Origin of the sequence: Streptococcus sanguinis, from assembly GCF_050234405.1 — a bacterium.
In the GTDB taxonomy this organism is placed as follows: Bacteria; Bacillota; Bacilli; order Lactobacillales; family Streptococcaceae; genus Streptococcus; species Streptococcus sanguinis_W.
Genome location: NZ_CP092117.1, coordinates 1,663,000 through 1,687,716, shown reverse-complemented (window position 1 = coordinate 1,687,716; position 24,717 = coordinate 1,663,000). Strand labels below are relative to the sequence as shown.

At 42.8% G+C, this 24,717-nt stretch carries 24 protein-coding genes and 1 pseudogene; 21 read left to right on the top strand and 4 right to left on the bottom strand.

Annotated elements, in window-relative coordinates; all coding sequences use genetic code 11:
- The first annotated feature begins 20 nt into the window (after positions 1 to 20).
- The 12 genes from sodA to MFP28_RS08135 all read left to right on the top strand — a co-directional run bounded on the left by sodA (position 21) and on the right by MFP28_RS08135 (position 12,075).
- The gene (sodA, locus tag MFP28_RS08190) at positions 21 to 626 is read left to right on the top strand and encodes a superoxide dismutase SodA (protein WP_002906995.1); all 606 of its coding nucleotides are present in this window, start codon (positions 21 to 23) and stop codon (positions 624 to 626) included.
- A 135-nt stretch (positions 627 to 761) separates the two neighbouring features.
- A complete protein-coding gene (locus MFP28_RS08185; protein WP_002934461.1) occupies positions 762 to 1,841 on the top strand; it encodes a serine hydrolase in 1,080 nt (359 codons plus the stop codon).
- 210 nt (positions 1,842 to 2,051) lie between these two features.
- Positions 2,052 to 2,192, top strand: coding sequence for a hypothetical protein (locus tag MFP28_RS08180; RefSeq protein ID WP_002897970.1), 141 nt, complete (start codon positions 2,052 to 2,054; stop codon positions 2,190 to 2,192).
- A gap of 265 nt (positions 2,193 to 2,457) precedes the next feature.
- Positions 2,458 to 4,038: an ATP-binding cassette domain-containing protein gene (locus tag MFP28_RS08175; RefSeq protein WP_002906993.1), complete on the top strand. Its 1,581-nt coding sequence runs from the start codon at positions 2,458 to 2,460 to the stop codon at positions 4,036 to 4,038.
- 14 nt (positions 4,039 to 4,052) lie between these two features.
- On the top strand, positions 4,053 to 4,538 hold the full coding sequence (locus MFP28_RS08170; RefSeq protein WP_002906992.1) for a hypothetical protein: 486 nt from the start codon (positions 4,053 to 4,055) through the stop codon (positions 4,536 to 4,538).
- Positions 4,539 to 4,707: 169 nt separating this feature from the next.
- Positions 4,708 to 6,507 (top strand): serine hydrolase domain-containing protein, encoded by a 1,800-nt coding sequence (locus MFP28_RS08165; RefSeq protein WP_002906991.1) that lies wholly within the window; start codon positions 4,708 to 4,710, stop codon positions 6,505 to 6,507.
- Between the two features lie 16 nt (positions 6,508 to 6,523).
- Positions 6,524 to 8,326 (top strand): serine hydrolase domain-containing protein, encoded by a 1,803-nt coding sequence (locus tag MFP28_RS08160; RefSeq protein ID WP_002906990.1) that lies wholly within the window; start codon positions 6,524 to 6,526, stop codon positions 8,324 to 8,326.
- Positions 8,327 to 8,356: 30 nt separating this feature from the next.
- Positions 8,357 to 9,208 (top strand): CPBP family intramembrane glutamic endopeptidase, encoded by an 852-nt coding sequence (locus MFP28_RS08155; RefSeq protein WP_002906988.1) that lies wholly within the window; start codon positions 8,357 to 8,359, stop codon positions 9,206 to 9,208.
- A gap of 28 nt (positions 9,209 to 9,236) precedes the next feature.
- Positions 9,237 to 10,061: a CPBP family intramembrane glutamic endopeptidase gene (locus MFP28_RS08150; RefSeq protein WP_002906987.1), complete on the top strand. Its 825-nt coding sequence runs from the start codon at positions 9,237 to 9,239 to the stop codon at positions 10,059 to 10,061.
- A gap of 128 nt (positions 10,062 to 10,189) precedes the next feature.
- The gene (locus MFP28_RS08145; protein ID WP_002906986.1) at positions 10,190 to 11,098 is read left to right on the top strand and encodes a CPBP family intramembrane glutamic endopeptidase; all 909 of its coding nucleotides are present in this window, start codon (positions 10,190 to 10,192) and stop codon (positions 11,096 to 11,098) included.
- A gap of 202 nt (positions 11,099 to 11,300) precedes the next feature.
- The gene (locus MFP28_RS08140) at positions 11,301 to 11,588 is read left to right on the top strand and encodes an autorepressor SdpR family transcription factor (protein ID WP_002897962.1); all 288 of its coding nucleotides are present in this window, start codon (positions 11,301 to 11,303) and stop codon (positions 11,586 to 11,588) included.
- Positions 11,566 to 12,075 carry a hypothetical protein gene (locus MFP28_RS08135; protein ID WP_002906985.1) on the top strand — a complete coding sequence of 170 codons (510 nt, stop codon included), beginning with the start codon at positions 11,566 to 11,568 and terminating at the stop codon, positions 12,073 to 12,075. The genes MFP28_RS08140 and MFP28_RS08135 overlap by 23 nt, the downstream gene beginning before the upstream one ends.
- 86 nt (positions 12,076 to 12,161) lie before the next feature.
- On the opposite strand, the pseudogene MFP28_RS08130 reads toward MFP28_RS08135, so the two are convergent.
- A pseudogene (locus MFP28_RS08130) lies at positions 12,162 to 12,617 on the bottom strand (transposase); the annotation flags it as partial.
- A gap of 134 nt (positions 12,618 to 12,751) precedes the next feature.
- Complete coding sequence (locus MFP28_RS08125) at positions 12,752 to 13,426, bottom strand: DUF6796 family protein (RefSeq protein WP_002906983.1); 675 nt, start codon at positions 13,424 to 13,426, stop codon at positions 12,752 to 12,754.
- 594 nt (positions 13,427 to 14,020) lie between these two features.
- On the opposite strand from MFP28_RS08125, the gene MFP28_RS08120 reads away from it, so the two are divergent.
- From MFP28_RS08120 to MFP28_RS08080, 9 genes are all read left to right on the top strand, one after another.
- Positions 14,021 to 14,809 carry a YhfC family glutamic-type intramembrane protease gene (locus MFP28_RS08120; protein WP_002906981.1) on the top strand — a complete coding sequence of 263 codons (789 nt, stop codon included), beginning with the start codon at positions 14,021 to 14,023 and terminating at the stop codon, positions 14,807 to 14,809.
- A complete protein-coding gene (locus tag MFP28_RS08115) occupies positions 14,787 to 15,068 on the top strand; it encodes an autorepressor SdpR family transcription factor (RefSeq protein ID WP_002896078.1) in 282 nt (93 codons plus the stop codon). The genes MFP28_RS08120 and MFP28_RS08115 overlap by 23 nt, the downstream gene beginning before the upstream one ends.
- Positions 15,055 to 15,552, top strand: coding sequence for a DUF1648 domain-containing protein (locus MFP28_RS08110; protein WP_002906980.1), 498 nt, complete (start codon positions 15,055 to 15,057; stop codon positions 15,550 to 15,552). Before MFP28_RS08115 ends, MFP28_RS08110 begins: the two co-directional genes overlap by 14 nt.
- A 47-nt stretch (positions 15,553 to 15,599) precedes the next feature.
- Positions 15,600 to 16,286, top strand: a complete 687-nt coding sequence (locus MFP28_RS08105) for a Crp/Fnr family transcriptional regulator (protein ID WP_002906979.1) — start codon at positions 15,600 to 15,602, stop codon at positions 16,284 to 16,286.
- 288 nt (positions 16,287 to 16,574) lie between these two features.
- Positions 16,575 to 17,804, top strand: a complete 1,230-nt coding sequence (arcA, locus tag MFP28_RS08100) for an arginine deiminase (protein WP_002897955.1) — start codon at positions 16,575 to 16,577, stop codon at positions 17,802 to 17,804.
- Positions 17,805 to 17,854: 50 nt separating this feature from the next.
- Positions 17,855 to 18,871: an ornithine carbamoyltransferase gene (argF, locus tag MFP28_RS08095; RefSeq protein WP_002897953.1), complete on the top strand. Its 1,017-nt coding sequence runs from the start codon at positions 17,855 to 17,857 to the stop codon at positions 18,869 to 18,871.
- A 166-nt stretch (positions 18,872 to 19,037) separates the two neighbouring features.
- Entirely contained in the window at positions 19,038 to 19,985 is a 948-nt protein-coding gene (gene arcC, locus MFP28_RS08090) for a carbamate kinase (RefSeq protein ID WP_002906975.1), read from the top strand.
- A gap of 205 nt (positions 19,986 to 20,190) precedes the next feature.
- Complete coding sequence (locus MFP28_RS08085; protein WP_002906974.1) at positions 20,191 to 21,702, top strand: YfcC family protein; 1,512 nt, start codon at positions 20,191 to 20,193, stop codon at positions 21,700 to 21,702.
- A 21-nt stretch (positions 21,703 to 21,723) separates the two neighbouring features.
- Complete coding sequence (locus MFP28_RS08080; protein ID WP_002906973.1) at positions 21,724 to 23,061, top strand: dipeptidase; 1,338 nt, start codon at positions 21,724 to 21,726, stop codon at positions 23,059 to 23,061.
- A 139-nt stretch (positions 23,062 to 23,200) separates the two neighbouring features.
- Here MFP28_RS08080 and MFP28_RS08075 read toward each other — a convergent pair whose 3' ends face one another.
- Together MFP28_RS08075 and queA are read right to left on the bottom strand one after the other, a co-directional pair.
- Complete coding sequence (locus MFP28_RS08075) at positions 23,201 to 23,671, bottom strand: arginine repressor (RefSeq protein WP_002896068.1); 471 nt, start codon at positions 23,669 to 23,671, stop codon at positions 23,201 to 23,203.
- Positions 23,672 to 23,687: 16 nt separating this feature from the next.
- On the bottom strand, positions 23,688 to 24,716 hold the full coding sequence (gene queA / locus MFP28_RS08070; protein ID WP_032916004.1) for a tRNA preQ1(34) S-adenosylmethionine ribosyltransferase-isomerase QueA: 1,029 nt from the start codon (positions 24,714 to 24,716) through the stop codon (positions 23,688 to 23,690).
- Position 24,717: the final 1 nt, after the last annotated feature.

Sequence of the window (24,717 nt, the reverse complement as noted above, 5' to 3'; positions counted from 1 at the left end):
TAGAAAAAGAGGTCTATCAAATGGCAATTATCTTACCTGATCTTCCTTACGCTTACGATGCGTTAGAGCCTTACATTGATGAAGAAACAATGCACTTGCATCATGACAAGCATCACAATACCTATGTAACGAATGTTAATGCTGCGCTTGAAAAACATCCTGAAATCGGTGAGGATTTGGAAAAATTATTGGCTGATGTTGAGTCTATTCCAGCTGATATCCGTCAGGCAGTCATCAACAACGGTGGTGGACATCTTAACCACGCTCTTTTCTGGGAATTGATGACACCAGCAGAAACATCACCATCTGCAGAATTGGCAGCAGATATTGAAGCTACTTTTGGATCATTTGAAGACTTTAAAGCAGCTTTTACTGCAGCGGCTACAACTCGTTTTGGTTCTGGCTGGGCTTGGTTGGTTGTCAATAAAGAAGGCAAGTTGGAAGTGACCTCAACAGCAAATCAGGATACTCCTATTTCAGAAGGTAAAACTCCAATCTTAGGACTGGATGTTTGGGAACATGCTTACTATGTGAAATACCGCAATCTTCGTCCGAATTACATTCAAGCTTTCTTCTCAGTTATTAACTGGAAAAAGGTTGACCAACTTTACGCAGCTGCGAAATAAACAGGCAGTTTCAATATATAAAAAGGTGAATCGTTTAAAGATTTGCCTTTTTTAATGCTTAAAATACCTTTTTTCTGGATTTCACTTGTTATTTTCCTCATAATTTTTTATAATACAAATGCTAGGAGAAATGTTTTGAGTAAAAAAATTGTAACGATTATCGTAGCTGTCCTTTCTTGTCTTTGTCTGCTGGGCTTCATCTTCCTTTTTATAACCCAACGAAATAAGGCTATTGAAAAGAAAGCACAAGAGGCTGCCCAACTTGCAAAGTCTGGCGAGCAAGAACAGGAAGAAGAGAAAGTCAAGCCTGATTCCAAACTAGTTGAAGAAAAGCCGAAGCCTGTTGAGAAAAGTCCAGAGGAGAAGCAGAAGGTCATGGAGGCGGACGGCCCGACTATGGATGCTTTGGGGCTGCGATTTGACTATGCAAATTTGGATTTGACTCAGGTCATTCAGGCTTATATGACTGAAATGGGAATTGAACCCTCCCAGGTTGCATTTTCATATAAGGATTTGACGACTGGCAAGACCTTTGCAATGAATGATACCCAGCCTATGACTGCGGGATCGACCTACAAGCTCCCTCTCAATATGCTGGTAGTAGATGAGGTTGCTGCTGGAAAACTTTCTATGGACGAGCGGTTTGATATTACCAATACAAACTATGAATATAGGGGCGAGCATGATAACTATGTCGGTGCTTTCAACGGTGCTATGAGAATATCAGACATGCAGGAATATTCCTTGGTTTATTCTGAAAATACTCCAGCGTACGCTTTAGCAGAGCGTCTGGGCGGTATGGAAAAGGCCTATGATATGTTTAGTCGCTACGGTCAGTCCAAGGCTGATATTAAGACGATCAGCCGGGAGAATAATAAGACCACGACGGACTACTATATTCAAGTTCTTGAGTATTTGTCTAAAAATCAGGAAAAGTACAAGGACATCCTTTACTATATTGGCGAATCCTTCCCAGGTGAATACTATAAGCGCTATCTGCGTGACATTACCATCTATCAAAAGCCTGGATATGTTCGTGAGGCGCTCAATGTGGATGCATTAGTTATGGAAGAGAAGCCTTATATTATAGCTCTCTATACGGCTTATTTAGGTGGTAGCACCGAGGCCAGTGATGAGATCAGTGGTGTCGGAATTGAGCAAGTTGGTCAGTTAGCCTACGTCATCAATGAATGGCATCGGGTTAATATGAACTAAGAGCAATCTAGTCTAGACAGGCTAGATTTTTTGATAGCTATTTAGAAAAAAACCAAAATACCTCTTGCTTTTTTGAAAGAGAAGTGTTACAATCTATTTAGAAGATGTTCTAATTACTTCATTCTGCTCTGTTTAATTAGTCACTGAGCAATTTTTTATAAAAGCTATTTAGAAAAAATTCTAAATTTCTCTACTCAAAAAGGAGGAAAAATGAAGAAAGCAAGAAACTCAATCCTACTAACCGTAGTAGGTCTAGTGACGGGTCTATCCATTTGGCTGGCTGTTTTTTCCTGGGTGCTCTATAAAAATAAGGACGACCTGCAAAAAATATCCAATCAAAAACATTTTTAAATACAAAATAGGCAATCTAGTTTTTCTAGACTAGATTTTTTAATCCAGAGTATTTAGAAATAAATCGAAATACCTAAGAAGGATTAGATTGCTTCGTTTCGTACTCTTTATTTAGAAAATTTTCTAAATAGATAGATAAAGGAGAAAAGATGAAAAGAGGATTACTTTTATTGCTTATAGGCTTGCTCACGGTTTTATCCGTCTGCTAGGCAATTCCGTCTTGGATCGTTTTCAAAAATAGACGAAAATTGGAAGGAAAAATTAAATGTTGAAAGAAATTTTACGGAAATACCGCGCTTCTTATCTGGGTGCGACTATCTTTAGCATTGGAGCAACGATTTTTATCACTTTGTTTTCTTTGCAGCTGGGAGTTGTTGTGGACAGTGCGCAAAAGGCTCATTCTAACTTGCTTGGACAATTCTTTATCTGCCTTTTTTGCACTTGTGCTTGGTCTCTTTGCAGCTTGCTGGCTATTTGGTTCAAGAACAATCATAATAAGCAAGTCTTGGAAGAAGTCAAAACGAGGCTTTTCCATTCTTTTTATGACAAGAATTTGCATGACAAGGCTTCCGAGCAGGAAAATAGCTATCTCAACACAACGACCAAGAATATGGATATTTACCAAGAGAATTACTTGACCCCGCGCTGTGATATTGTGGCTGCCTTTTCTTCAGTTTTTATCAGTACACTGGCTATTTTTTGGATTGAATGGCGCATGGCTCTGGGCTTTATTCTCATTTCTTTTTTGACCATGGCTGCGTCGCAAATTCCGGGGGTCTTGATGAGAAAGGCGACGGCGAATTTTACCCAGAAAAGCAATCATTTCTTGAAGCAAGTCACCAATTTTTTGGAAGGGTTTGAGCAAATCAAACTTTTGCAAATCCAAAAAAGGGTGGTTGAGCACTTGTCTAGCAGTAACAGCGATTTTGAGCAAGCCAGAAAAAGTTACAATGTGGCAAAAGAAGGCGCTGTGAATCTGATGATGTTCTTTAGCTTTCTGTCTCAGATATTTTGTATGTCTCTGGGGATTTGGTTTGTCAGTCAAGGCTCACTGACGATTGGAGCTTTGATTGCCAGTCTTCAGCTTTTGAACTTTGTCTTCACTCCTTTGCAGCTTTTTATCAATAACAAAAATCTCATGAGCACGGTCAAGGATATTGAGAATGATTTTGATGCTAAGTTGGCTAAGAAAGAAGCGGAGCCCGCTCAAAATCTGACCGAAACGATTGAGCGGATTGATTTTGAACATCTCGGTCTGGAGTTGGGCGACAAGGCTCTCTTTCAGGATTTTTCTTATCAGTTTGCCAAGGACAAGCACTATGCCATTATCGGCGAGTCTGGTCGGGGCAAGTCGACCTTGATGAAGCTCTTGCTTAATTATTTTGATAAGAAGGACTACGCTGGTCAAATCATGGTCAATGGTCAAGCGGTCAGCCAGCTAGCAAGCGACAGCCTTTATCAGAAAATCGCCTTTATCCAAAAGAATGACTTTTTTATCGAGGGAAGTGTGGCGGACAATATCGCGCTATACAGAGATATAAATGCACCTGACCAAACTTCCTTGTACCAAAGTCTGCATTTTAATGAGGCTTTCTTGAGCAAGAAGCTGGACTTGGAGCGGCAGGAAGTTTCCTATGGCGAAAAGCAGCGGATTGATTTGGCGCGCTTCTTGGTCAAGGATTATGATGTGCTGATTTTTGATGAGCCGACTAGCAATCTTGATCCCAACTTGGCAGCGGAAGTCATGGACTATATCTTGTCGATTAAAGACCGCATTGTTATCGTTATTACCCACAATCAAGGTCGGGCTCTTTTAGACCGCTTTGATGACTGTCTGGAATTATAAAAGGAAGAAAGAAAATGAAATTAAAATGGAAAGAATTAGTGGCAAGCCTAATCGTTATTTGGCTACCGCTTATCTACGCTTTGTCAATCTATGCAGACCTACCTCAGCTAATCAGAGGGCATTTGCCCTATAGCGGTCTAGGCATGCCCAAGCAAATCTTTATCTGGTTTTTGCCAGTTCTCTTGAGTGTAATTCAACTGATTGTTTGCTACACGACGACTATTAAGGAGATTATCGACAAGCAATTTGTCCATTTCCTTTACTGGCTGGTTCCCTTTATCAATGCCGTAGTTTATATCAGCGTTCTTCTTTATGCGCTCAATCCGTCTTTTCCGATATTTAAGGTCAATGGGATTATGGTGGCAATCAGCCTTAATGCTGTCAGCTACTTTCTCACGAGAAAAATAGTGGCAGACCAAGAGCCGGCTCCACGCGTTTTAGCTTATATCTTCAGTGGCATCAGCTCAATCCTTTTTCTTGTGAGCCTCTTCCTCTTTTAAAAATGTCTGATACGAAAGGAGAAAATCATGTTTTATATTTTCGTTTTTGTTAAAATCCTGTTATTCTTTATCTTTGGCTGGTTGTGGCTGCTTCTCAGCCTGTTCGGTTTGCCCTTTTTCTTTCCTTTTTGAGTGAGTGAACTCTAGTAAATGATGATTGGAGGCAAACATGAAAACATCATTTTTGAAAAGCGCTGTGGCGCTAGTAACTTGTGGGCTGGTCGTTTTTGGAGCGGGTCACGCTTACGCCGACCAGCAGAAATTGCCGTCGGGCACGCCTTATGACCAAATCGGTCAGAAAATTGAGGACTACTACAAGGAACACGAAAAAACCAGCGCGGGGCTAGCGGCAGCAGTCTTTGATAAGGACGGCAACACTCTTTACCAAAACAACTTTGGCTATATGGACAAGGAGAAAAAGCTAGCTGTAGACGATAGCTCGGTTTTCGAGTGGGGGTCAACGACCAAAATCACGGTTTGGGTCAGTGTCATGCAGCTTTGGGAAGAAGGAAAAATCGACCTAAAAACAGATATAAAAGAGTATCTGCCCAAGGATTTTTTGACAAACCTCAAGTACGACAAGCCCATTACCATGCTTGACCTCATGAACCACCAAGCGGGTTTTGAGGATTACCATTTATATATAGGTGTTGATAAGAGTTTAGGGACATTGCTAAAAAAAGCTCCGTCGCAGATTTATGAGCCGGGAACGGTGACCTCCTATTCTAATTATGGGACAGCACTGGCAGGCTATATCGTGGAGCGGGTGAGCGGGCAATCCTTTGCCGACTATGTCCACGAGCATATTTTCCAGCCGCTGGGTATGGAGCACACCGCTCTCAAGCCTGATTTGTCGGATAATCGCTATGTACAAAAGCAGCGGGAGAAGGAGAAAACCTATGATACAGAAGGTAACTTGCTAAAAGGTGATGTGCCATTTGTCCTCGGAGAATATCCAGCGGGGCGAGCGACAGGCACTTTTTCCGATTTGAAACGCTTTGCCCAAGCTCTCTTGCAAAAGAAAACGCTCTTTAAGCGAGCAGAGACTTGGGAGAATTTTTACAGCGCTAGCCATACTTATCCGGGTACGGACGTTCCTGTCAATGCTCATGGACTGTGGGCGACAGAATTTGAAAACACCAGAACGCTTGGGCACGGTGGAAATTCGCCGGGCTTTACGACCAGCCTCTTGATTGATTTGAAGTCAGGGATTGGCTCAGTCGTTACAGTCAATCAGAGAAATGAGTTCCATTTTGCTATCGCCATGCCCGACCTCATTTATGGTGGGAAAAAAGAAGCCTCAAAGGCGTCACAAAGAGATTTTCAAGCTGGTTTTTATCGCGAAGCGCGCATTTTTAGTGGAGGTCCCCTGTCTATATTGAGGGTTTTCAAGTCGACTAGCTATCTAACTAACCCTTCTGAAAATGCGGCTATCAAAGACTATTTTGGTTTTTGGACGGCAGGAGAAAGAGGAGGGCACTATATTCTGAACCTGCCTATTTCAGATAGGACAAAGCTGCCCTTGTTGGATGTTATCAAAGATTATGGTAGTTTATTACTCGCTGGGCTCGCCGCACTGTATGTCGCCCTTTGCTATCTCAGCGGTATTTTGGCAAAATTATATCGTTTGCTCACTAGGAAAAATAAGGGAAGCAACTCAGCTGTTTGGTCAATCTGGCATTATCTGACGGGCTTCCTTATTCTTTGGGTGTTTCGCAATTTATTCTCATTTTTCTCTATTATTCTTGCGAAAAATTCTTTCGACCTAGCTGGTCTGACGGGGCATTTTCAACTCTTTGCCTTGCTTGCTCTAGTCTTGCTGATTAGTGCTTTTCTGCCCTATCTGCCTTTTTTCAAAGAGAGATTGAAGCAAGGAAATAAATACCTCACGCTAGCGACTAGCTCCGCCGCTTTTATCATCGCTTTTAATATTTTCTATTGGTCGCTATACCAGTGGTGGGCACTTTAATAGAAAGGTGAATATCATGAAAAGATCATTTTTGAAAAGCGCTGTGGCGCTAATAACGTGTGGCTTGGTGGCTTTTGGAGCAGCCCACGCTTACGCCGACCAGCAGAAATTGCCGTCGGGCACGCCTTATGACCAAATCGGTCAGAAAATTGAGGACTACTACAAGGAACACGAAAAAACCAGCGCCGGGCTGGCAACATCCGTCTTTGACAAAGACAGCAATACTCTCTATCAAAACAACTTTGGCTATATGGACAAGGAGAAGAAGCTGGCAGTAGATGACAACTCGGTCTTTGAGTGGGGGTCAACGACCAAAATCATGGTCTGGGTCAGCGTTATGCAGCTCTGGGAAGAAGGAAAACTTGACCTCAATGCCGACATTAAGGAGTATCTGCCCAAGGATTTTTTGACAAACCTCAAATACGATAAGCCAATAACCATGCTTGACCTCATGAACCACCAAGAAAGTTTCGACGAAACACCCCTTTACATGGGTAGTGACAAGAGCTTGGAGGAGCTGCTCAAAGAAAGTCAACCGCCGCAATCCTATAAGCCCGGTGAGCTGACGTCTTACTCTAACTATGGAACGGCGCTGGCGGGCTATATTGTAGAACGGATAAGTGGGCAATCTTTTGCCGACTATGTTCACGAGCATATCTTCCAGCCTTTAGGCATGAAGCATACTGCCCTCAAGCCTGATTTGTCGGACAATTCCTATGTACAAAAGCAGTGGAAGAAGGAGAAAACCTATGATACAGAGGGCAACTTGCTGAAAGATGACCAGCCGTTTATTCTCGGAGAATATCCAGCAGGGCGGGCAACGGGAACCTTTTCAGATTTGAAACGCTTTGCCCAAGTTCTCTTGCAAAAGAAAACGCTCTTTAAGCGAGCGGAAACGTGGGAGACCTTTTACAGTCCTACGAATACATTTCCTCATACGGATATTCCAATCAATTCCCACGGACTTTGGTCAATAGAGTATGAAAATACCAGAACGCTTGGGCATGGGGGGAATTCGCCGGGCTTTACGACTAGTCTTTTGCTTGATTTTAAAACGGGTGTCGGCTCTGTCATTATGGTTAATCAAGGGCTGGAGACTAATTTTACTTCTAAAATACCCGAACTTATCTACGGTCAGAAAAAATCGACTTCGCAAGAACAAGTGAAAAACTTCCAGCCCGGCTTTTACCGTATGGCTCGCACTTTCAATCAAGGTCCGTTATCTCTGATGAAAATGATGCCCAACTATACAACTTATATCAAAAATCCTAATGATAATCCAAATATTCAATCGCGTGGTTTCTGGATAGCAGGTGAAAAGCATGGACGTTATGTGATTAGTTTGCCGATTTCCGACTGGGTCAAGATGTCTATATTTGATGTGGTAAAGGACTATGGTGTTTTGATTTTGGCAGCTGTAGCAGTGGTTTATGCGCTACTAGCTTACATTGGTGGTTTTCTTGTTAAAATGTATCGCTTGATTTTCCGCAAGCCAAATCAGCAGCCTGCTAATCTAGTCTGGAACATCTGGCATTATGTGACTGCAGTGTTTGTGCTCATTGTGCCAGTCAACTTTGTGACGGCTTTATCCTCTATCCAAGCGACGGCTTCAACAGCTGGTAGCCGCTTGCAATTCGTGCTCTTTGCCATGGTAGGACTGGTCTTGGTTGTTAGCACCCTTTTGCCAGTCGTTTGGCGCTCTGCCTTCAAATCAGCTAGTAAGGCGCGGATAGCTCTCACGCTAGCGACCAGCTCCGCTGCCTTTATCATGGCTTTTAATATTTTCTATTGGTCGCTATACCAATGGTGGACTTTATAATTTTACAAATGACAGAAAGGAACATTTCATATGCAAACTTCCATTTCAACTTCAACGATTAAAAAGTTTCTCATCTGGGCTTATGGCATAGGTTGGTTTCTTATGATTTTCTTATGTTATTTCTCTCAGCAAAAGCAAAATGTCATAGCCTCGGTCTTCTCTATTTCCGCTATGTTTGCGCCGAGTATCGCCGCTCTTCTTTCTAAAGCGCCCATAAAAGAGGTTGGCTGGCGACCTAACTTTATCAAAAAGTGGAAATCTTATGCTGCGGTTTGGCTCTGGCTTGCCTTTTATGTTATCTTTGGTGCGGTGGTTTACTTCGCTATCTTTCCTCAGCACTTTTCACTAGCCTTTAGCCTACTTGCTAAAAGCATTGGAACTAGCGATCTGGCTCTGGTTCAATCCACAGCTTGGCAGTATGTCTTTAATTTTCTAACGTGGATAAATTTACTTTGTATCATTCCAGCTTTAGGTGAAGAGTTAGGCTGGCGGGGTGTGCTCTATCCTTATCTGAAGGAGCGCTACGGTCGAACCAAGGGGCGCATCATTGGTGGTCTGATTTGGGCTTCGTGGCATTTGCCTATATTACTGTTTGCGGACAAATTATCACTAGACACCATTCTCTATATCTTTCCTTACTATATTATGGCGATTACTATGGGCTTCTTGTTAGATATTTATTATGTAAAAAGCAAATCCATTTGGTTGCCTGCTTTTGGTCACTCCACTATTGATACACTTGGCCCCCTGACTTCTTTGTTGGTCGCAGGCAATGTCAAACCTCTTGCCTATCTCGGGCCTGGAGCCAATGGGCTATTTGTAGGCTTACTAGCCATTGTAGTGGTTACTTGGCTAACCAAGCGGGAGGCGAAAGAAAACTAGAATTAAAAAAAAGAAAGGAGCATTTTATATGCAAAACACAATTTCAACTTCAACCATTAAAAGGTTTCTAGCTTGGGCGTTTGGGCTCGCTTGGCCAGGTATGCTAGCCATAGCTTACTTTTATGCGATCAATCAGAAACTTGTCGGTAACATTTTATCCGCAAGTGTGGTAATGTTCGCCCCTATGGTGGCTGCTTTTTTGGCCAAAGCTCCTGTCAAGTCTATCGGCTGGAAATTGAAGCTCGCCAGTAAATGGCGCGATTACCTAGCCTGCTGGTTAGCCATTTGTAGCATTATACTTGGCGGCGCACTTGTCTATTTTGCTGTCTTTCCGCAGCATTTGGCTTTTGCCCTGAACCCACAAGTCGCCCTTCAAATTTTAATGATTTTTACGGTCTTAACTCTAGTCGTCAGTCTTTCTGGCTTGGGCGAGGAAGTCGGCTGGCGGGGTATTCTCTATCCTTATTTGAAAGAGCGCTTCGGACGGACTAAGGGACGCATCATTGGTGGTCTCATCTGGGCTATTTGGCATTTTCCTGTCAATATGATTGGAGCAGGGACGTTGGGTGAGCGTTTCTTAAATTTAATTCCCTATTATATCATGGCTATTTCTTTTGGGATTATCCTTGATATTTACTATGTACGTAGCAAAACCATTTGGCTGCCAGCCTTTGGACATGGGGTCATTGATGCCGTTGCCATGATAACTACCGTTTTCACTGTTAGTGGGGTAGAAACGTTTAAATTCCTTGGTCCTAGTCCAACTGGACTTTTTGGCGCTCTCATTGCTCTTGTCATTGCCGTTTGGCTGACCAAGCGCGAAGAGAGAGAAAGTCAGCAGGGGATTTCTTAATCTTTTTTAGGTGATTTTTCTACCACTTACTAGCGCAATCTAACCACTTACCAAAAAGAGCTTGAGTTGGTGTACTTCTTTTGTTAGGATAAGGGTGTAGGGGAAAATACACCTTAAGGAGGTCACACATGACACATACTTATCAAAAGACAGCCCATCGCTCTAGTCTGGAAATCTTGCAAGAAGAAGCAGGGGCAAAAAATTGGTGGCTGAGCCTGCCGCTGGCTTTTCTTGCGATTGCTGCGGGAAGCCTCATCAGCGGAGCTTTGTCCCAATGGCTCTTGCTGCCGAGCATGACGGACGCCAATCGCTTACTGATAGGCATCGTTTCTTTATCCGTCTTTTTAGGTAGCAGTTTACTCATCATTCTCTTCGTCGCTAAATTTTGGGAGCGGCGCAGTCTTGCCAGTTTCGGTCTCTGGAAGGAAAAATTAGGGTTCAATCTGCTGCTTGGTACAGCACTGGGTTTCTTCTTAGTCCTTCTGGAAGTGGGCTTCAATCTGCTCGGCGGACAGCTCCACATTCAAGTCGAAAAGCAGTTCAATCTAGGAATTTGGCTCTTTTTCCTGGTCAATTTCTTCTTTCAGGCGCTGGCTGAAGAGATGATTTACCGTGGCTTTGTCATGAACAAGCTCCGCACCAAACTGAGCTTGCTGCCGGCTGTCCTGCTCAACTCCCTGCTCTTTGCGGTTATCCACATTTTTAAAGGTGGAACGTCCGTCCTTTATATCCTCAATGTCTTTCTGACCGGGATTTTCCTTTCCCTCCTTTTTGCACTGACGGACAATCTCTGGCTGGTCACAGCGCTGCATGCGGCTCATAACATGATTTATCTAGGCATCTTTGGAGTGATTGGGGCGGGCAATAATCTCCAGCACGGCAGTTTTTTACAGACGACTTTGACCAGTCAAGCCAACAGTTTCTTAGCAGGAACGCCAAGCGAACCTCTATCAGGCGGGCTGATAGCAGTCATCGTTATGGCGCTGGCTGCTCTTCTCACCGCTTATCTAGCCAAGAAAAAGCAAGTGTTTAGCTAAGCCCTCCTTGTCTTTTATCCTCAAAAACAGTATAATGGAGAAAAGAATTTGAAAGTTCTCTAAATAGTTTTAGGAGGATTGCTGGCAGAAAATCTTGTCCGTTTGAGTAGCGCCTTGCTTACATTTGTAGGAGCCATGACTTATCTAGAGCTAGTTGCTTTGTTTGTCCTTAGCTAGAAATCAATTTTAAGAGGTATCAAAATTGGGAATTAGTGAAACCATGAAAGCCCTAGCTGATCCAGTTCGGCGGGAAATATTAGAAATATTAAAAAAAGGTCCTAAGTCGGCTGGTGAAATCGCTCAAGTCTTCGATTTGACGGGAGCGACGGTATCCTACCATTTGTCCCAGTTGAAAAAAGCGGGGCTCATCTATGAAGAACGGCAGAAAAATTACATTTACTACCATTTAGATGCTACGGTTTTTGAGGAAATTTTGGTCTGGATTGCCGCGCTAGGAGGGAAAAATAATGAAAACGAAACTGAGAAATAACCTTAGAGAATTGCTGCTGACTTTCTTGGTTATTTGGCTGCCACTTGCTTATGCCTTATGGATTTATCCTAGTTTGCCAGAGAATATTAGGATCAATTTCACGTCGCCGATTAGCCCGACATTTAAGTATGTACCCAAATTTCTCTTTATCTGGGGTCTGCCAATCTTTATGACTTTGGCACAGCTGATTGTTTATGGGGCAACGGCTTACCGAGAAATCACCAAGCCAGCTTTTGCCCGCTTCGTCCTTTGGATTGTTCCCTTGACCCATATCATTGTCTATCTTTCTATTTTGTTCTATGCTCTCGATTCTCACTTCAATGTTAATAAGATTGCCTTGATTTTTTCAGGCTTGATGTTTATGATTTCTGGGAATTATATGCCCAAGAAAGTGGTGGTGGAAGAAAAACCAGCGCCGCGTTGGCTAGCCTACCTCTTTATCCTAGTCGGATTGACAGCCGTACTAGTGGGACTTTTTCTTTTGTAAATCAAGTGAAAACAAAGTGCACAGATTGTGCGCTTTTGTTTAGTCTCATTCTGGCTCTTTGTCAACTGTAGTGGGTTGATGAGAAGTTATAATCTGGAGAGGACTAAATCAGTCCTCTCCTTTTTGATGTTCAAAGCGATGAGGATTCTAGTTTTAAAATTGTCAAAGTTCCGAAATCCGAAAGCATTGCGCTTGATGACCTTGATGAGGTTGTTAGTAGCTTCTAGTTTTGCATTTGAGTAGGGCAGTTCCAGCGCGTTCAAGATCTTGTCCTTATCTTTCAAAAAGGTCTTAAAAACAGTTTGAAAGATAGGATTTACACAAGAAATGGTATTTTCGATGAGACCAAAGAAATGCTCAGTTTTTTTCTCTTGAAAATGAAAAAGCAGGAGTTGGTAGAGTTTATAGTGTTCTCGGAGTTCTTGAGAGCAAGAGAGAAGTTTTTCTAGAATCTCTCCGCTGGTCAAGTGCATGCGAAAAGTTGGGCGATAAAATCGTTTCTGACTTAGTTTCCGACTATCTTGTTGGACGAGTTTAATGATGGTTTTGTTGCTTTTCATTATAGGTCTTATGGGACTTTTTTTCTACAACAAATAGGCTCTATCATTCCTACAGTGGTTTTACCCACTACAGAAATTATAGAGCCGTTTTATGACTTGTCTTTTAATGTTAGCATTTAAGGTTGTCTATTGGCGCTACTTGCTTCCTTGCTGGTAAAGTTTTTGTCCTTTAGGGCAAAAATCATGGCTATTGTTATCATTAAAGCAAACCAAAAGGCGGGAATGAGAATAGGAGAAAGCATTTCACGAAGGGCTGGTACAATAGCGCTGAGTAGCCGACTAAGGAGAATTCCTGTTAAGGGAGTTGTTAGGGCAAACCAGCGAGGGTAAGCCGTTTTCTTACTCAAAACGAGGATAACAATAAATAGGAGAAGTACAGCCATAAGTACGAAATAAATAAGCATAAAGTTATTTTTCACTATTGAAAAGCTTTCTAGTAATTTTGCAATATCGGCAGAGGGATTCTGGGCATACAGCCGCGAAGTGGCGGCAAAATAGAAATAGCTGGTGTGGAGGAAAACACAGACAGTCATGAGAATCCAAGCTCCTACTATTCCTAGCCATTTTTGTCTCAGCCCGATAGAGAGGATATAGACGCCCATTCCTAAAAGCGGAAAAAGAAGTAAGGCGTAGCCTGCAAAATCAACTTTCCAAGCTGCTAAATCAGGCATGTGCTGCCAAAATCCCTTTCCAAAACCGTCAGAGATAGCAATCAATATATCTGCAACATAAATCAGCCAGCTTCCTAAAATAGACCAGGGAGCCCAGCAACGGATCGTTTTTTGAGTCATAAGCGCCTCCTTTAGACTTGTGTTACTAACATTTTACTATAGGCTTGTTACGGAAGCAAGGCTCGAAATGCCTAGAGGCTATAAAATGGTGTCTGCTTTCTATGTAAGGGGATAAAATGATTTCAGAAAGTGTGGGAAATGTTTGATTTTTGGACTCTTTGTCAACTGTAGTGGGTTGATGAGAAGTTATAATCTGGAGAGGACTAAATCAGTCCTCTCCTTTTTGATGTTCAAAGCGATGATTTCTTTATGAGTTCCAGCATCTAGAACATCCAAGATTATGATGTTAGGGTCTTTTATTCCCAGTAAGTTTGTGATAAAATTGAACTGTTCCATAAGAGTCTTTCTAATGATGGTTTTGTCGCTTTTCATTATAGGTCTTATGGGACTTTTTTTCTACAACAAATAGGCTCCATCATTCCTACAGTGGTTTTACCCACTACAGAAATTATAGAGCCGTTTTTTATTGCAGTAGAGCTTGATGATTTTTAGATTGAAGTTATTTAGAAAAAAATCGAAATAGATTTGACAGAAAGAAAGGAAAGATGTATAATCTATTTAGAAAAAAACCAAAACAGTTTAGGAGAAAAAACGATGATTTCCATTCATATCTTGATTGCTATGCTGCTGATTTTAGGGACAGTCCTTGTTCCTTTGGTTTATTTTAAAAAGACCAAGCACATTTCTCTATTAGTCTTTCTTTTAGGGGGAGTTGGCTTTTATCTGTCTAGTCAGGTTCTGGAAAATATCTTGCACCGTATCGTCTTACAACCTCAGGCTGATGGAACTATCGCTTTGCAGACGGAAAATCCTTGGCTATACGTTCTTTATGCTATTGCTGCGGCAGCTATTTTTGAAGAAACAGCCCGCTGGGTCATCTTTTACTGGTTGCAAAAGAAGCGCCCACTGACCTTTAGGGATGGTATAGCCTATGGCTTGGGGTATGGTGGTATTGAGGCTCTGTTTGTTGGTATTGTCAGTCTCTTAAACTTTTGGGTTATAGCTCAAGTAGTGACTCAGGGGAATGCCCAGACGCTGGCTCAAATTCCTCAAGCAGTTATTGACAATGTCCGCTCCATGAGCGCTGGCAGCATCTATCTTTTGGCTCTTGAGCGAATCTTGGCTATTCTCATCCAAATTTTGCTGACTTTCTGGGTTTGGAAGGCGGTCAAGGAGAAGGCTCCGGTATATTTTTTAGCTGCGCTGGGACTTCACGCCCTGATTGACTTAGCGCCTGCTCTGGCTCAGGTAGGTGTTCTTCCGCCGCTTGCAGTTGAAGCTTTGCTCTTGGTAGAAGTAGTGGCACTAGTCTTTCTGACCAAGAAAATTTTGAAAGTTTACCTGAAGGAAAGGTTCAATCATGGGGATCAGTCAAACGCTTAAAGCTCTAGCTGACCCAGTTCGAAGGGGGATTCTGGAAATGCTCAAGCATGGTCCGAAGTCTGCTGGGGAAATTGCTCAAGCTTTTGAGCTGACTCCTGCGACGGTATCCTACCACCTCTCTCAGCTAAAGAAAGCCGGTCTGCTCATAGAAGAAAAGCAGAAGAACTTTATTTATTACAGCTTAGATGTCACTGTTTTTGAAGAAATTCTTGTCTGGTTTCAATCTCTTGGAGGAGGAAACGAAAATGAAAAAAAATAGTTTACAGGAATTAGGTTGGGCGCTTGGCGTCATGCTCTTGCCAGTTTTATATGCCATCTGGGTCTATCAAACATTACCAGAAAACTTGGCTATTCACTTTGACTTATCTGGAAAAGGAAATGCGTTTTTACCTAAGTTTCTAATAGTATCTGCTTTTCCAATTGTCATGATGCTGCTAGAAGTTATGATCTATTGGACAACCATTGCCAAAGATATCTTGAATAGAACCTTTAAGCACCTTATTTGCTGGATATTTCCTTTTACCTTTGTTTTGCTGTATCTAGCTACCATTTATCGGGGCTTAAATGAGAGTTTTGATGTGCGTAAAATAGCAACTATGCTAGTTGCTTTGGTTTTCATAATTGTAGGCAATTACTTGCCCAAAAAAGTACAAGCTGATAGAAATTCCATGAATAGAAAATGGGCACACCTCTTTGTTTTGTTAGGATTTCTTACTTTTATAGTCAGCATTTTCTATTTGTAAGCGGATTTATGCTATAATGGTATCAAGTATCAAATAAAAGGGTTATCATGATTACCAAGGAGCATTATCAATTTATCCGGCAGCACCCTGCCTTTGTCAATCTGCCAGTGGAGCTTTTCGATAAGTTGGCTGTGGAGATTCAGTATCGCAAGATTCCAAAAGGGCAAATTATCTTTTTTGCAGGAGACCGACGAGAGCGCCTTTTTCTCTTGTCTCAAGGCTATGTTCGGATTGAGCAATATGATTCGACAGACACATTTTCTTATATGGATTATGTCAAGAAAAACAGTGTTTTCCCCTATGGAGGTATGTTTTTTGATGAGTGCTATCATTACACAGCAAGTGCTGTCACCAATGTCGAATATTTCTCCATTCCTATCGATTTGTTTGAAGAATATTCTAAGAAGAGTGTGGACCAGCTGTTGTTCATTACCAAGCGGCTATCGCAAATCTTGGAATTTCAGGAACTTCGTCTGCGTAATGTTGTAGCAGCCAGTGCCAGCGAGCGTGTGGTTCAGTCCTTGTCTCTGCTCTGCATGGATTTGTGCAAGGTAGGAGATAGCCTGCCCTTTCCTATCAGTATGAAAGAACTGGCTAAGCTAGGAGCCACGACTCGGGAAACGGTCAATCAAGTTCTGAAAAAGCTCTTAGATGAAGGTCGGATTGAATACGAACATAAAAAATTAACTTTTAAAGAGAAAGAGTATTTTATGAAATACCTTGCTGGAAGCTAATCGGTTCTGATTAGCTTCTTTTTTGCTTATGAATTCAAAATATTCTAATATTAACCGTGTACTAATTTTATTTTAAAAAATAAATATTCACAAAAATAATATAATGCATAAAATATTCAAAGAAAACGCTTTAAAGAAGAATATTATAAAAATAGAAATAGAAAAAAGCAAAGGATTTGACATTTGCAATGTAGGCTTTTTCTTGAAAGCGGTAGCATTAAATGCTAGAATAGTACATGTAAACGGGCTTAGAAAAACCTAAACCGCAAAGAAAAAGGAGGATAGTAGATGTCTACACATCCAATTCGTGTTTTCTCAGAAATTGGAAAACTGAAAAAAGTTATGTTACACCGTCCTGGCAAGGAGTTGGAAAACTTGCAGCCGGACTATTTGGAACGTCTTCTCTTTGATGATATTCCTTTCTTGGAAGATGCACAAAAAGAACATGACAACTTTGCTCAAGCGCTTCGCAATGAAGGAGTTGAGGTTCTCTATCTTGAGCAGTTGGCTGCTGAGTCACTGACTTCTCCAGAAATCCGCGAGCAATTCATCGAAGAATATCTGGAAGAAGCCAATATTCGCGGCCGTGAAACCAAGAAGGCTATTCGCGAACTGCTCCGTGGTATCAAAGATAACCGAGAGTTGGTTGAAAAAACGATGGCAGGGGTTCAAAAAGTTGAATTGCCAGAAATTCCTGAAGAAGCAAAAGGCTTGACGGACTTGGTAGAATCTGATTATCCATTCGCTATTGATCCAATGCCAAACCTTTACTTCACACGTGACCCATTTGCTACAATTGGTAATGCTGTATCGCTCAATCACATGTATGCAGACACTCGTAATCGTGAAACTCTCTACGGTAAATACATCTTCAAACATCACCCAGTATACGGTGGAAATGTTGAACTTGTTTACAACCGTGAAGAAGATACACGTATCGAAGGTGGGGACGAGTTGGTTCTTTCAAAAGATGTGCTGGCAGTTGGGATTTCACAACGTACAGACGCAGCTTCTATCGAAAAACTCTTGGTCAATATTTTCAAGAAAAATGTTGGCTTCAAGAAAGTTTTGGCCTTTGAATTTGCCAACAACCGTAAGTTCATGCACTTGGACACTGTCTTCACTATGGTTGACTATGACAAGTTCACGATTCACCCAGAAATCGAAGGCGATCTTCGCGTTTACTCTGTAACTTATGTTGATGACAAACTTAAGATTGTTGAAGAAAAAGGTGATTTAGCAGAAATCTTGGCAGAAAACCTTGGTGTGGAAAAAGTTCACCTGATTCGCTGTGGCGGTGGCAATATCGTAGCTGCTGCGCGTGAGCAGTGGAATGACGGTTCTAACACCTTGACCATCGCACCTGGTGTGGTAGTGGTTTATGACCGTAATACCGTTACTAACAAGATTTTGGAAGAATACGGCTTGCGTTTGATCAAGATCCGCGGAAGTGAATTGGTTCGCGGTCGTGGTGGACCACGTTGTATGTCTATGCCATTTGAACGTGAAGAAATTTAGGAATCCAGTATTTTACTAATACTCAAAGAATAGAAAGAGGAAATAATAGAATGACACATTCAGTATTCCAAGGACGTAGCTTCTTAGCAGAAAAAGACTTTAGCCGTGCTGAGTTAGAATACCTTATCGGTCTTTCAGCTCACTTGAAAGATTTGAAAAAACGCAACATTCAACACCACTATCTTGCTGGCAAGAATATCGCTCTCTTGTTTGAAAAAACATCTACTCGTACTCGCGCAGCTTTTACAACAGCGGCTATTGACCTGGGAGCACATCCAGAATACCTTGGTGCAAATGATATCCAGCTTGGTAAGAAAGAATCTACAGAAGATACAGCCAAAGTTTTGGGCCGTATGTTTGATGGGATTGAATTCCGCGGCTTCAGCCAACGCATGGTAGAAGAATTGGCAGAATTTTCAGGTGTTCCAGTATGGAATGGTTTGACTGACGAATGGCACCCAACTCAAATGTTGGCTGACTACTTGACTGTTCAAGAAAACTTTGGCCGTCTGGAAGGTTTGACATTGGTATACTGTGGTGATGGACGTAACAACGTTGCCAACAGCTTGCTGGTAACAGGAGCTATACTTGGCGTCAACGTTCACATCTTCTCACCAAAAGAACTCTTCCCAGAAAAAGAAATCGTTGAATTGGCAGAAGGCTTTGCGAAAGAAAGCGGCGCACATATCCTCATCACAGAAGATGCTGACGAAGCAGTTAAAGGTGCAGACGTACTTTACACAGACGTTTGGGTATCTATGGGTGAAGAAGATAAGTTTGCAGAACGCGTTGCCCTCCTCAAACCTTACCAAGTTAATATGGATTTGGTGAAGAAAGCTGATAATGAAAACTTGATTTTCTTGCACTGCTTACCAGCATTCCACGATACAAATACTGTTTACGGTAAAGATGTCGCTGAAAAATTCGGCGTAGAGGAAATGGAAGTAACAGACGAAGTCTTCCGCAGCAAATATGCTCGTCATTTTGACCAAGCAGAAAACCGTATGCACACAATCAAAGCGGTTATGGCTGCAACTCTTGGGAACCTCTACATTCCAAAAGTATAATCTTACCTAAGAAACCGTCTACCAACAGCTATGAGGGCTGCGACTAATAGCTTTAGTCTGGCCCTCTTTTATATGATAAGGAAAGCTCATTTTCTTATTGAAAATTAAAAAATCTACTAAAATAAATTGGAAGCGCATTCATTAGAGCGCATTTAAGGAGAATTTAATGTCAAATCGTAAAATCGTTGTAGCCTTGGGAGGAAATGCCATCCTTTCATCTGACCCATCAGCGAAAGCACAGCAGGAAGCCTTGATGGAAACTGCTAAACATTTGGTAAAATTGATAAAAAACGGGGATGATCTTATCATTACCCATGGAAATGGTCCACAGGTAGGGAATTTGCTGCTGCAACAGTTGGCAGCGAACTCTGAGAAGAATCCTGCTTTCCCACTAGACTCTCTTGTGGCTATGACAGAAGGCAGTATCGGCTTCTGGCTGCAAAATGCCTTGCAAAATGCTCTCTTGGATGAAGGTATCGAAAAGAATGTTGCTTCTGTTGTGACGCAAGTAGTGGTGGATAAGAACGATCCAGCCTTTGTCAACCTCAGCAAGCCAATCGGTCCTTTCTACTCAGAGGAAGAAGCAAAAGCGGAAGCTGAAAAGAGCGGAGCGACTTTCAAAGAGGATGCTGGCCGTGGTTGGCGCAAGGTTGTTGCTTCACCAAAACCAGTGGATATCAAGGAAATTGAAACGATCCGTACGCTTTTGAATCAAGGTCAAGTAGTAGTGGCTGCGGGCGGCGGCGGGATTCCTGTCGTCAAGGAAGACAATGGCCATCTTACTGGTATTGAAGCTGTTATTGACAAGGACTTTGCTTCTCAACACTTAGCGGAGTTGGTTGATGCAGACCTCTTCATCGTCTTGACTGGTGTGGACTATGTCTTTGTTAACTACAACAAACCAGACCAAGCAAAATTGGAGCATGTGAATGTTGCTCAATTGGAAGAATACATCAAGCAAGAACAATTTGCACCAGGCAGCATGCTTCCAAAAGTAGAAGCAGCTATTGCCTTTGTCAATGGCCGTCCAGAAGGTAAAGCAGTTATCACATCTCTGGAAAATCTTGGTGCTCTGATTGAGTCTGAGAGCGGTACGATTATTGAAAAAGGCTAGACATAGAACTGATTGAAAAGCGATAGCAAGTAATCTCTATTGCTGATGGAAGTCTTTTCCTGAAAATCTTTGATTATTTTCAAAAATACTGGCTTTTTCAATGTTAATATGGTAAAATAAAAACAAAGTAAGCGTTTTCTTGTTTACTCATACAGGGAAATGTAGGTTCGTAACCTCGTTAAAAAATTTTTAGGAGGGAATACAAATGAGTGAAAAAACAAAAAAAGGGTTTAAGATGCCTTCATCTTACACCGTATTGTTGATAATCATTGCCATTATGGCAGTGCTGACTTGGATTATCCCAGCAGGGGCTTTTGTAAAAGGTGTTTATCAGCCTCAGCCACAAAATCCACAAGGGATTTGGGATGTCCTGATGGCACCGATTCGTGCAATGCTGGGTACGCATCCAGAAGAAGGCTCCTTAATCAAGGAGACGAGTGCAGCGATTGATGTTGCCTTCTTCATCCTCATGGTTGGTGGTTTCCTTGGCGTTGTCAATGAAACTGGCGCTTTGGATGTGGGAATTGCCTCTATCGTTAAGAAGTACAAGGGGCGCGAAAAGATGCTGATTGTCGTCTTGATGCCTCTCTTTGCCCTCGGTGGTACTACCTATGGTATGGGTGAGGAAACCATGGCCTTCTATCCGCTTTTGGTGCCGGTGATGATGGCGGTGGGTTTTGACAGTTTGACTGGGGTGGCTATTATCTTGCTTGGTTCGCAAATCGGATGTTTGGCTTCTACGCTAAATCCATTTGCAACTGTTATCGCTTCAGAGACTGCTGGTGTTGGTACCGGTGAAGGGATTGTCCTTCGTCTTATCTTCTTTTTTGTCATGACAGCTCTCAGTACTTGGTTTGTTTATCGCTATGCGGATAAGATTCAAAAGGATCCGACCAAGTCACTGGTTTACAGTACTCGCGAAGAAGATTTGAAACACTTCAACGTTGAAACTTCTTCATCTGTTGAGTCAACACTGAGCAAAAAGCAAAGACTTGTCTTAGTATTGTTCATTTTGACATTTGTCCTTATGGTATTGAGCTTCATTCCTTGGACAGATCTTGGTATTACTATCTTTAAGGACGTCAATACCTGGCTGACAGGTCTTCCAGTACTCGGTAAGATTATTGGTTCATCTACTTCCGCACTGGGGACTTGGTACTTCCCTGAAGGAGCTATGCTCTTTGCCTTCATGGGAATTTTGATTGGCGCTGTTTACGGTCTCAAGGAAGACAAGATTATCTCTGCCTTTATGAATGGTGCAGCTGACCTGCTTAGCGTAGCCCTAATCGTAGCAATCGCCCGTGGTATCCAAGTTATCATGAATGATGGTATGATTACAGACACTATCCTCAATTGGGGTAAACAAGGACTCAGCGGTCTGTCATCACAAGTATTTATCGTCTTGACCTACATTTTCTACCTGCCAATGTCCTTCCTTATCCCATCATCATCTGGTCTGGCCAGTGCGACTATGGGAATCATGGCTCCTTTGGGAGAATTTGTCAATGTCAAGGCAAGCTTGATCATCACAGCTTACCAGTCTGCTTCAGGTGTGCTGAACCTGGTTGCTCCAACTTCTGGTATCGTTATGGGGGCTTTGGCACTCGGACGTATCAATATCGGAACTTGGTGGAAATTTATCGGCAAGCTGATTGTAGCTATCATTGCGATCAGTATTGGTCTCTTACTCCTAGGAACTTTCTTACCGTTCCTATAAGCTAGAAGCTGAGGTGATTCCATGAAAAATTTTATAACGGAAGAAGTTAAAGAAGATTTTCTTGAATCTTTGAAAACAATCGTTTCTTATCCTTCAGTACTGAAGGAAGGTCAAAATGGAACACCTTTTGGACAAGCTATCCAAGATGTCCTAGAAAAAACTTTAGAAATCTGTCGGGAGCTAGGTTTTACAACCTACCTCGACCCTAAAGGTTATTACGGATATGCAGAAATCGGTCATGGAGCTCAGCTCCTGGCCGTTCTCTGTCATTTGGATGTTGTTCCATCAGGTGATGAGTCGGACTGGCAGACGCCGCCTTTTGAAGCCACTGTCAAGGATGGCTGGATTTTTGGTCGTGGGGTGCAGGACGACAAGGGACCTTCCATGGCCGCTCTTTATGCTGTAAAAGCATTGCTGGACAGTGGAGTGGAATTTAAAAAGCGGGTTCGCTTTATCTTTGGTACAGATGAGGAGACGCTTTGGCGCTGTATGGGAAGATACAACCAACTAGAAGAGCAGGCTACACTTGGCTTTGCGCCGGACTCTTCCTTCCCTTTGACCTATGCTGAAAAGGGGCTTCTGCAGCTCAAGCTGGAAGGGCCGGGCTCTGACACTTTAGAGCTCGAAGCTGGGCAAGCTTTTAATGTCGTTCCTGCCAAGGCTTCCTATTCAGGCAGCCTACTAGAGTCAGTCGTTGCAGGACTGAAAGATTTAGGTTATGAATATGAGCGAACGGCAGAAGAAGTAACGGTTATTGGCTTGCCCAAGCACGCCAAGGATGCCGCCCAAGGAGTCAATGCCATTATTCGCCTAGCCAAGGTCTTGCAGCCCCTGAATTCGCATCCAGCTCTTGCCTTTCTGGCTCAGGCGATTGGTGAAGATGCGACAGGCAGCCATCTTTTTGGGCCTGTGTCTGATGAACCGACGGGCTTTCTTTCCTTTAATGTTGCCGGTCTGACTTTAACCTCTGACCGCTCTGAGATTCGGATTGACATGCGGATTCCGGTCTTGGCAGACAAGGAAAAGCTGGTTGAAAAGCTGGCAGAAATAGCCAGTCAATACGAGCTGACCTATCAGGAGTTTGACTATCTGGCTCCCCTCTATGTACCATTGGACAGTGAGTTGGTCAGCACCTTGATGGCAATTTATCAGGAGAAAACAGGAGACAACAGTCCAGCCATGTCGTCGGGCGGAGCGACCTTTGCTCGTACGATGCCTAACTGTGTTGCCTTTGGCGCCCTCTTTCCGGGAGCTGATCAGACAGAGCATCAGGTCAATGAACGATTCCGCCTAGATGATCTGTATCGGGCCATGGATATTTACGCAGAGGCCATTTATCGTTTGGCTACAACACCTTAAATGCTGACTTTTTAAAACCCTCTTCAAATCTTATTTGTACTGCCTTGCTCTGGTCAAGTATGGCTTGCTGATTTGCTAATGGGGTTCATTGAGGGAAAAATCGTAGATAGAAAAAGCTGAGGCAATGTTGTCTCAGCTTTTATTTACTAAAGAAGAATGGTGGGGTGAATTCTTTGAGCTTCTCAAAGCAGTCAAGAGCCCCTTGATCATCTTCGCAGATAATCAGACAGACATCATCGCCGCAGACAGTAGCTACAATCTGTGGTAGCTCTAGAGCGTCTAAGATTGCACCGAAAGATTGAGCTAGACCAGGCAGGGTTTTCATAACGACTTGATTTTGAACTGGCCGCAGCATGACCAAAGCATCCTCCATGTAGAAGCGGAGGCGTTTTTCCCAACGGGATGGTGCGATGCTATTGATGATATAGTAGGAAGTATCGTTCTCACTGACCTTGACCAGATTGAGTGCTTTCATATCTCGTGAAAGAGTGGACTGGGTTACAATGACGCCGTTTGCTTCCAAATGCTCTTGGAGTTCTTGCTGGGTATGGATTTTCTTTTCCATGATTAAGGAGCGAATAAGACGGTGTCTGCTTTCAATTTTATTCATAAATTTTCACCTATAGTTATTTGATAAACATAGCATCACCAAAGCTGAAGAAGCGATAGCGCTCAGCAATAGCGTGCTCATAAGCTTTAAGTGTTAAGGAACGTCCGGCAAAGGCAGAGACTAACATGACCAGAGTTGACTTTGGCAGGTGGAAGTTGGTTGAAAAAGCATCAACGACCTTCCAATCGTATCCCGGCTTGATAAAAATATTGGTCCAGCCAGAGTCAGCCTGAATCTGCCCCTGGAATTTACTGCCAATCGTCTCCAAGGTGCGGATAGATGTCGTGCCGACTGCAATGACACGTCCGCCATTAGCCTTAACCTGACGAAGTGTCTGGGCAGCTTCCTCGGACAGACTGTAAAACTCGGAGTGCATCTCGTGATCATCTAAACTGTCTACAGAAACCGGTCGGAAAGTTCCCAGTCCGACATGAAGGGTGAGATAGACTAGCTTGACTCCCTTAGCAGCGATCTGCTCCAGCAACTCTTCTGTGAAGTGAAGTCCAGCAGTTGGCGCAGCAGCAGAGCCATTTTCTTTAGCATAGACAGTCTGGTAGCGTTCGCGGTCTGCCAGTTTTTCGTGGATATAAGGTGGCAGCGGCATTTCTCCCAAACTTTCCAAGACTTCTAGGAAAATCCCTTCATAGCCAAAGCGTACGATTCGACCGCCATGGTCAAGCTCCTCTACCACAGTAGCAGTTAAGCGGCCATCGCCAAAGGAAATTTGAGCACCTACTCTGAGGCGCTTGGCTGGCTTGGCTAGCACTTCCCAATCATCGCCCTGGGTATTTTTGAGTAGCAGCAGCTCGACATGGCCCCCTGTCTCAGGCTTGATACCATAAAGGCGGGCAGGCAGGACACGTGTATTATTCATAACTAGGGCATCGCCGGGCTGGAGCTGATCAATAATCTGGTCAAAGTGCTGGTCGGAGAAGGCTCCCGTTTCTTTATCGACCACTAGCAAGCGGGAAGCATCCCTTTTCTCCAAAGGTGTCTGAGCAATCAGCTCTTCAGGCAAGTCAAAATCAAAATCAGCGGTATTCATC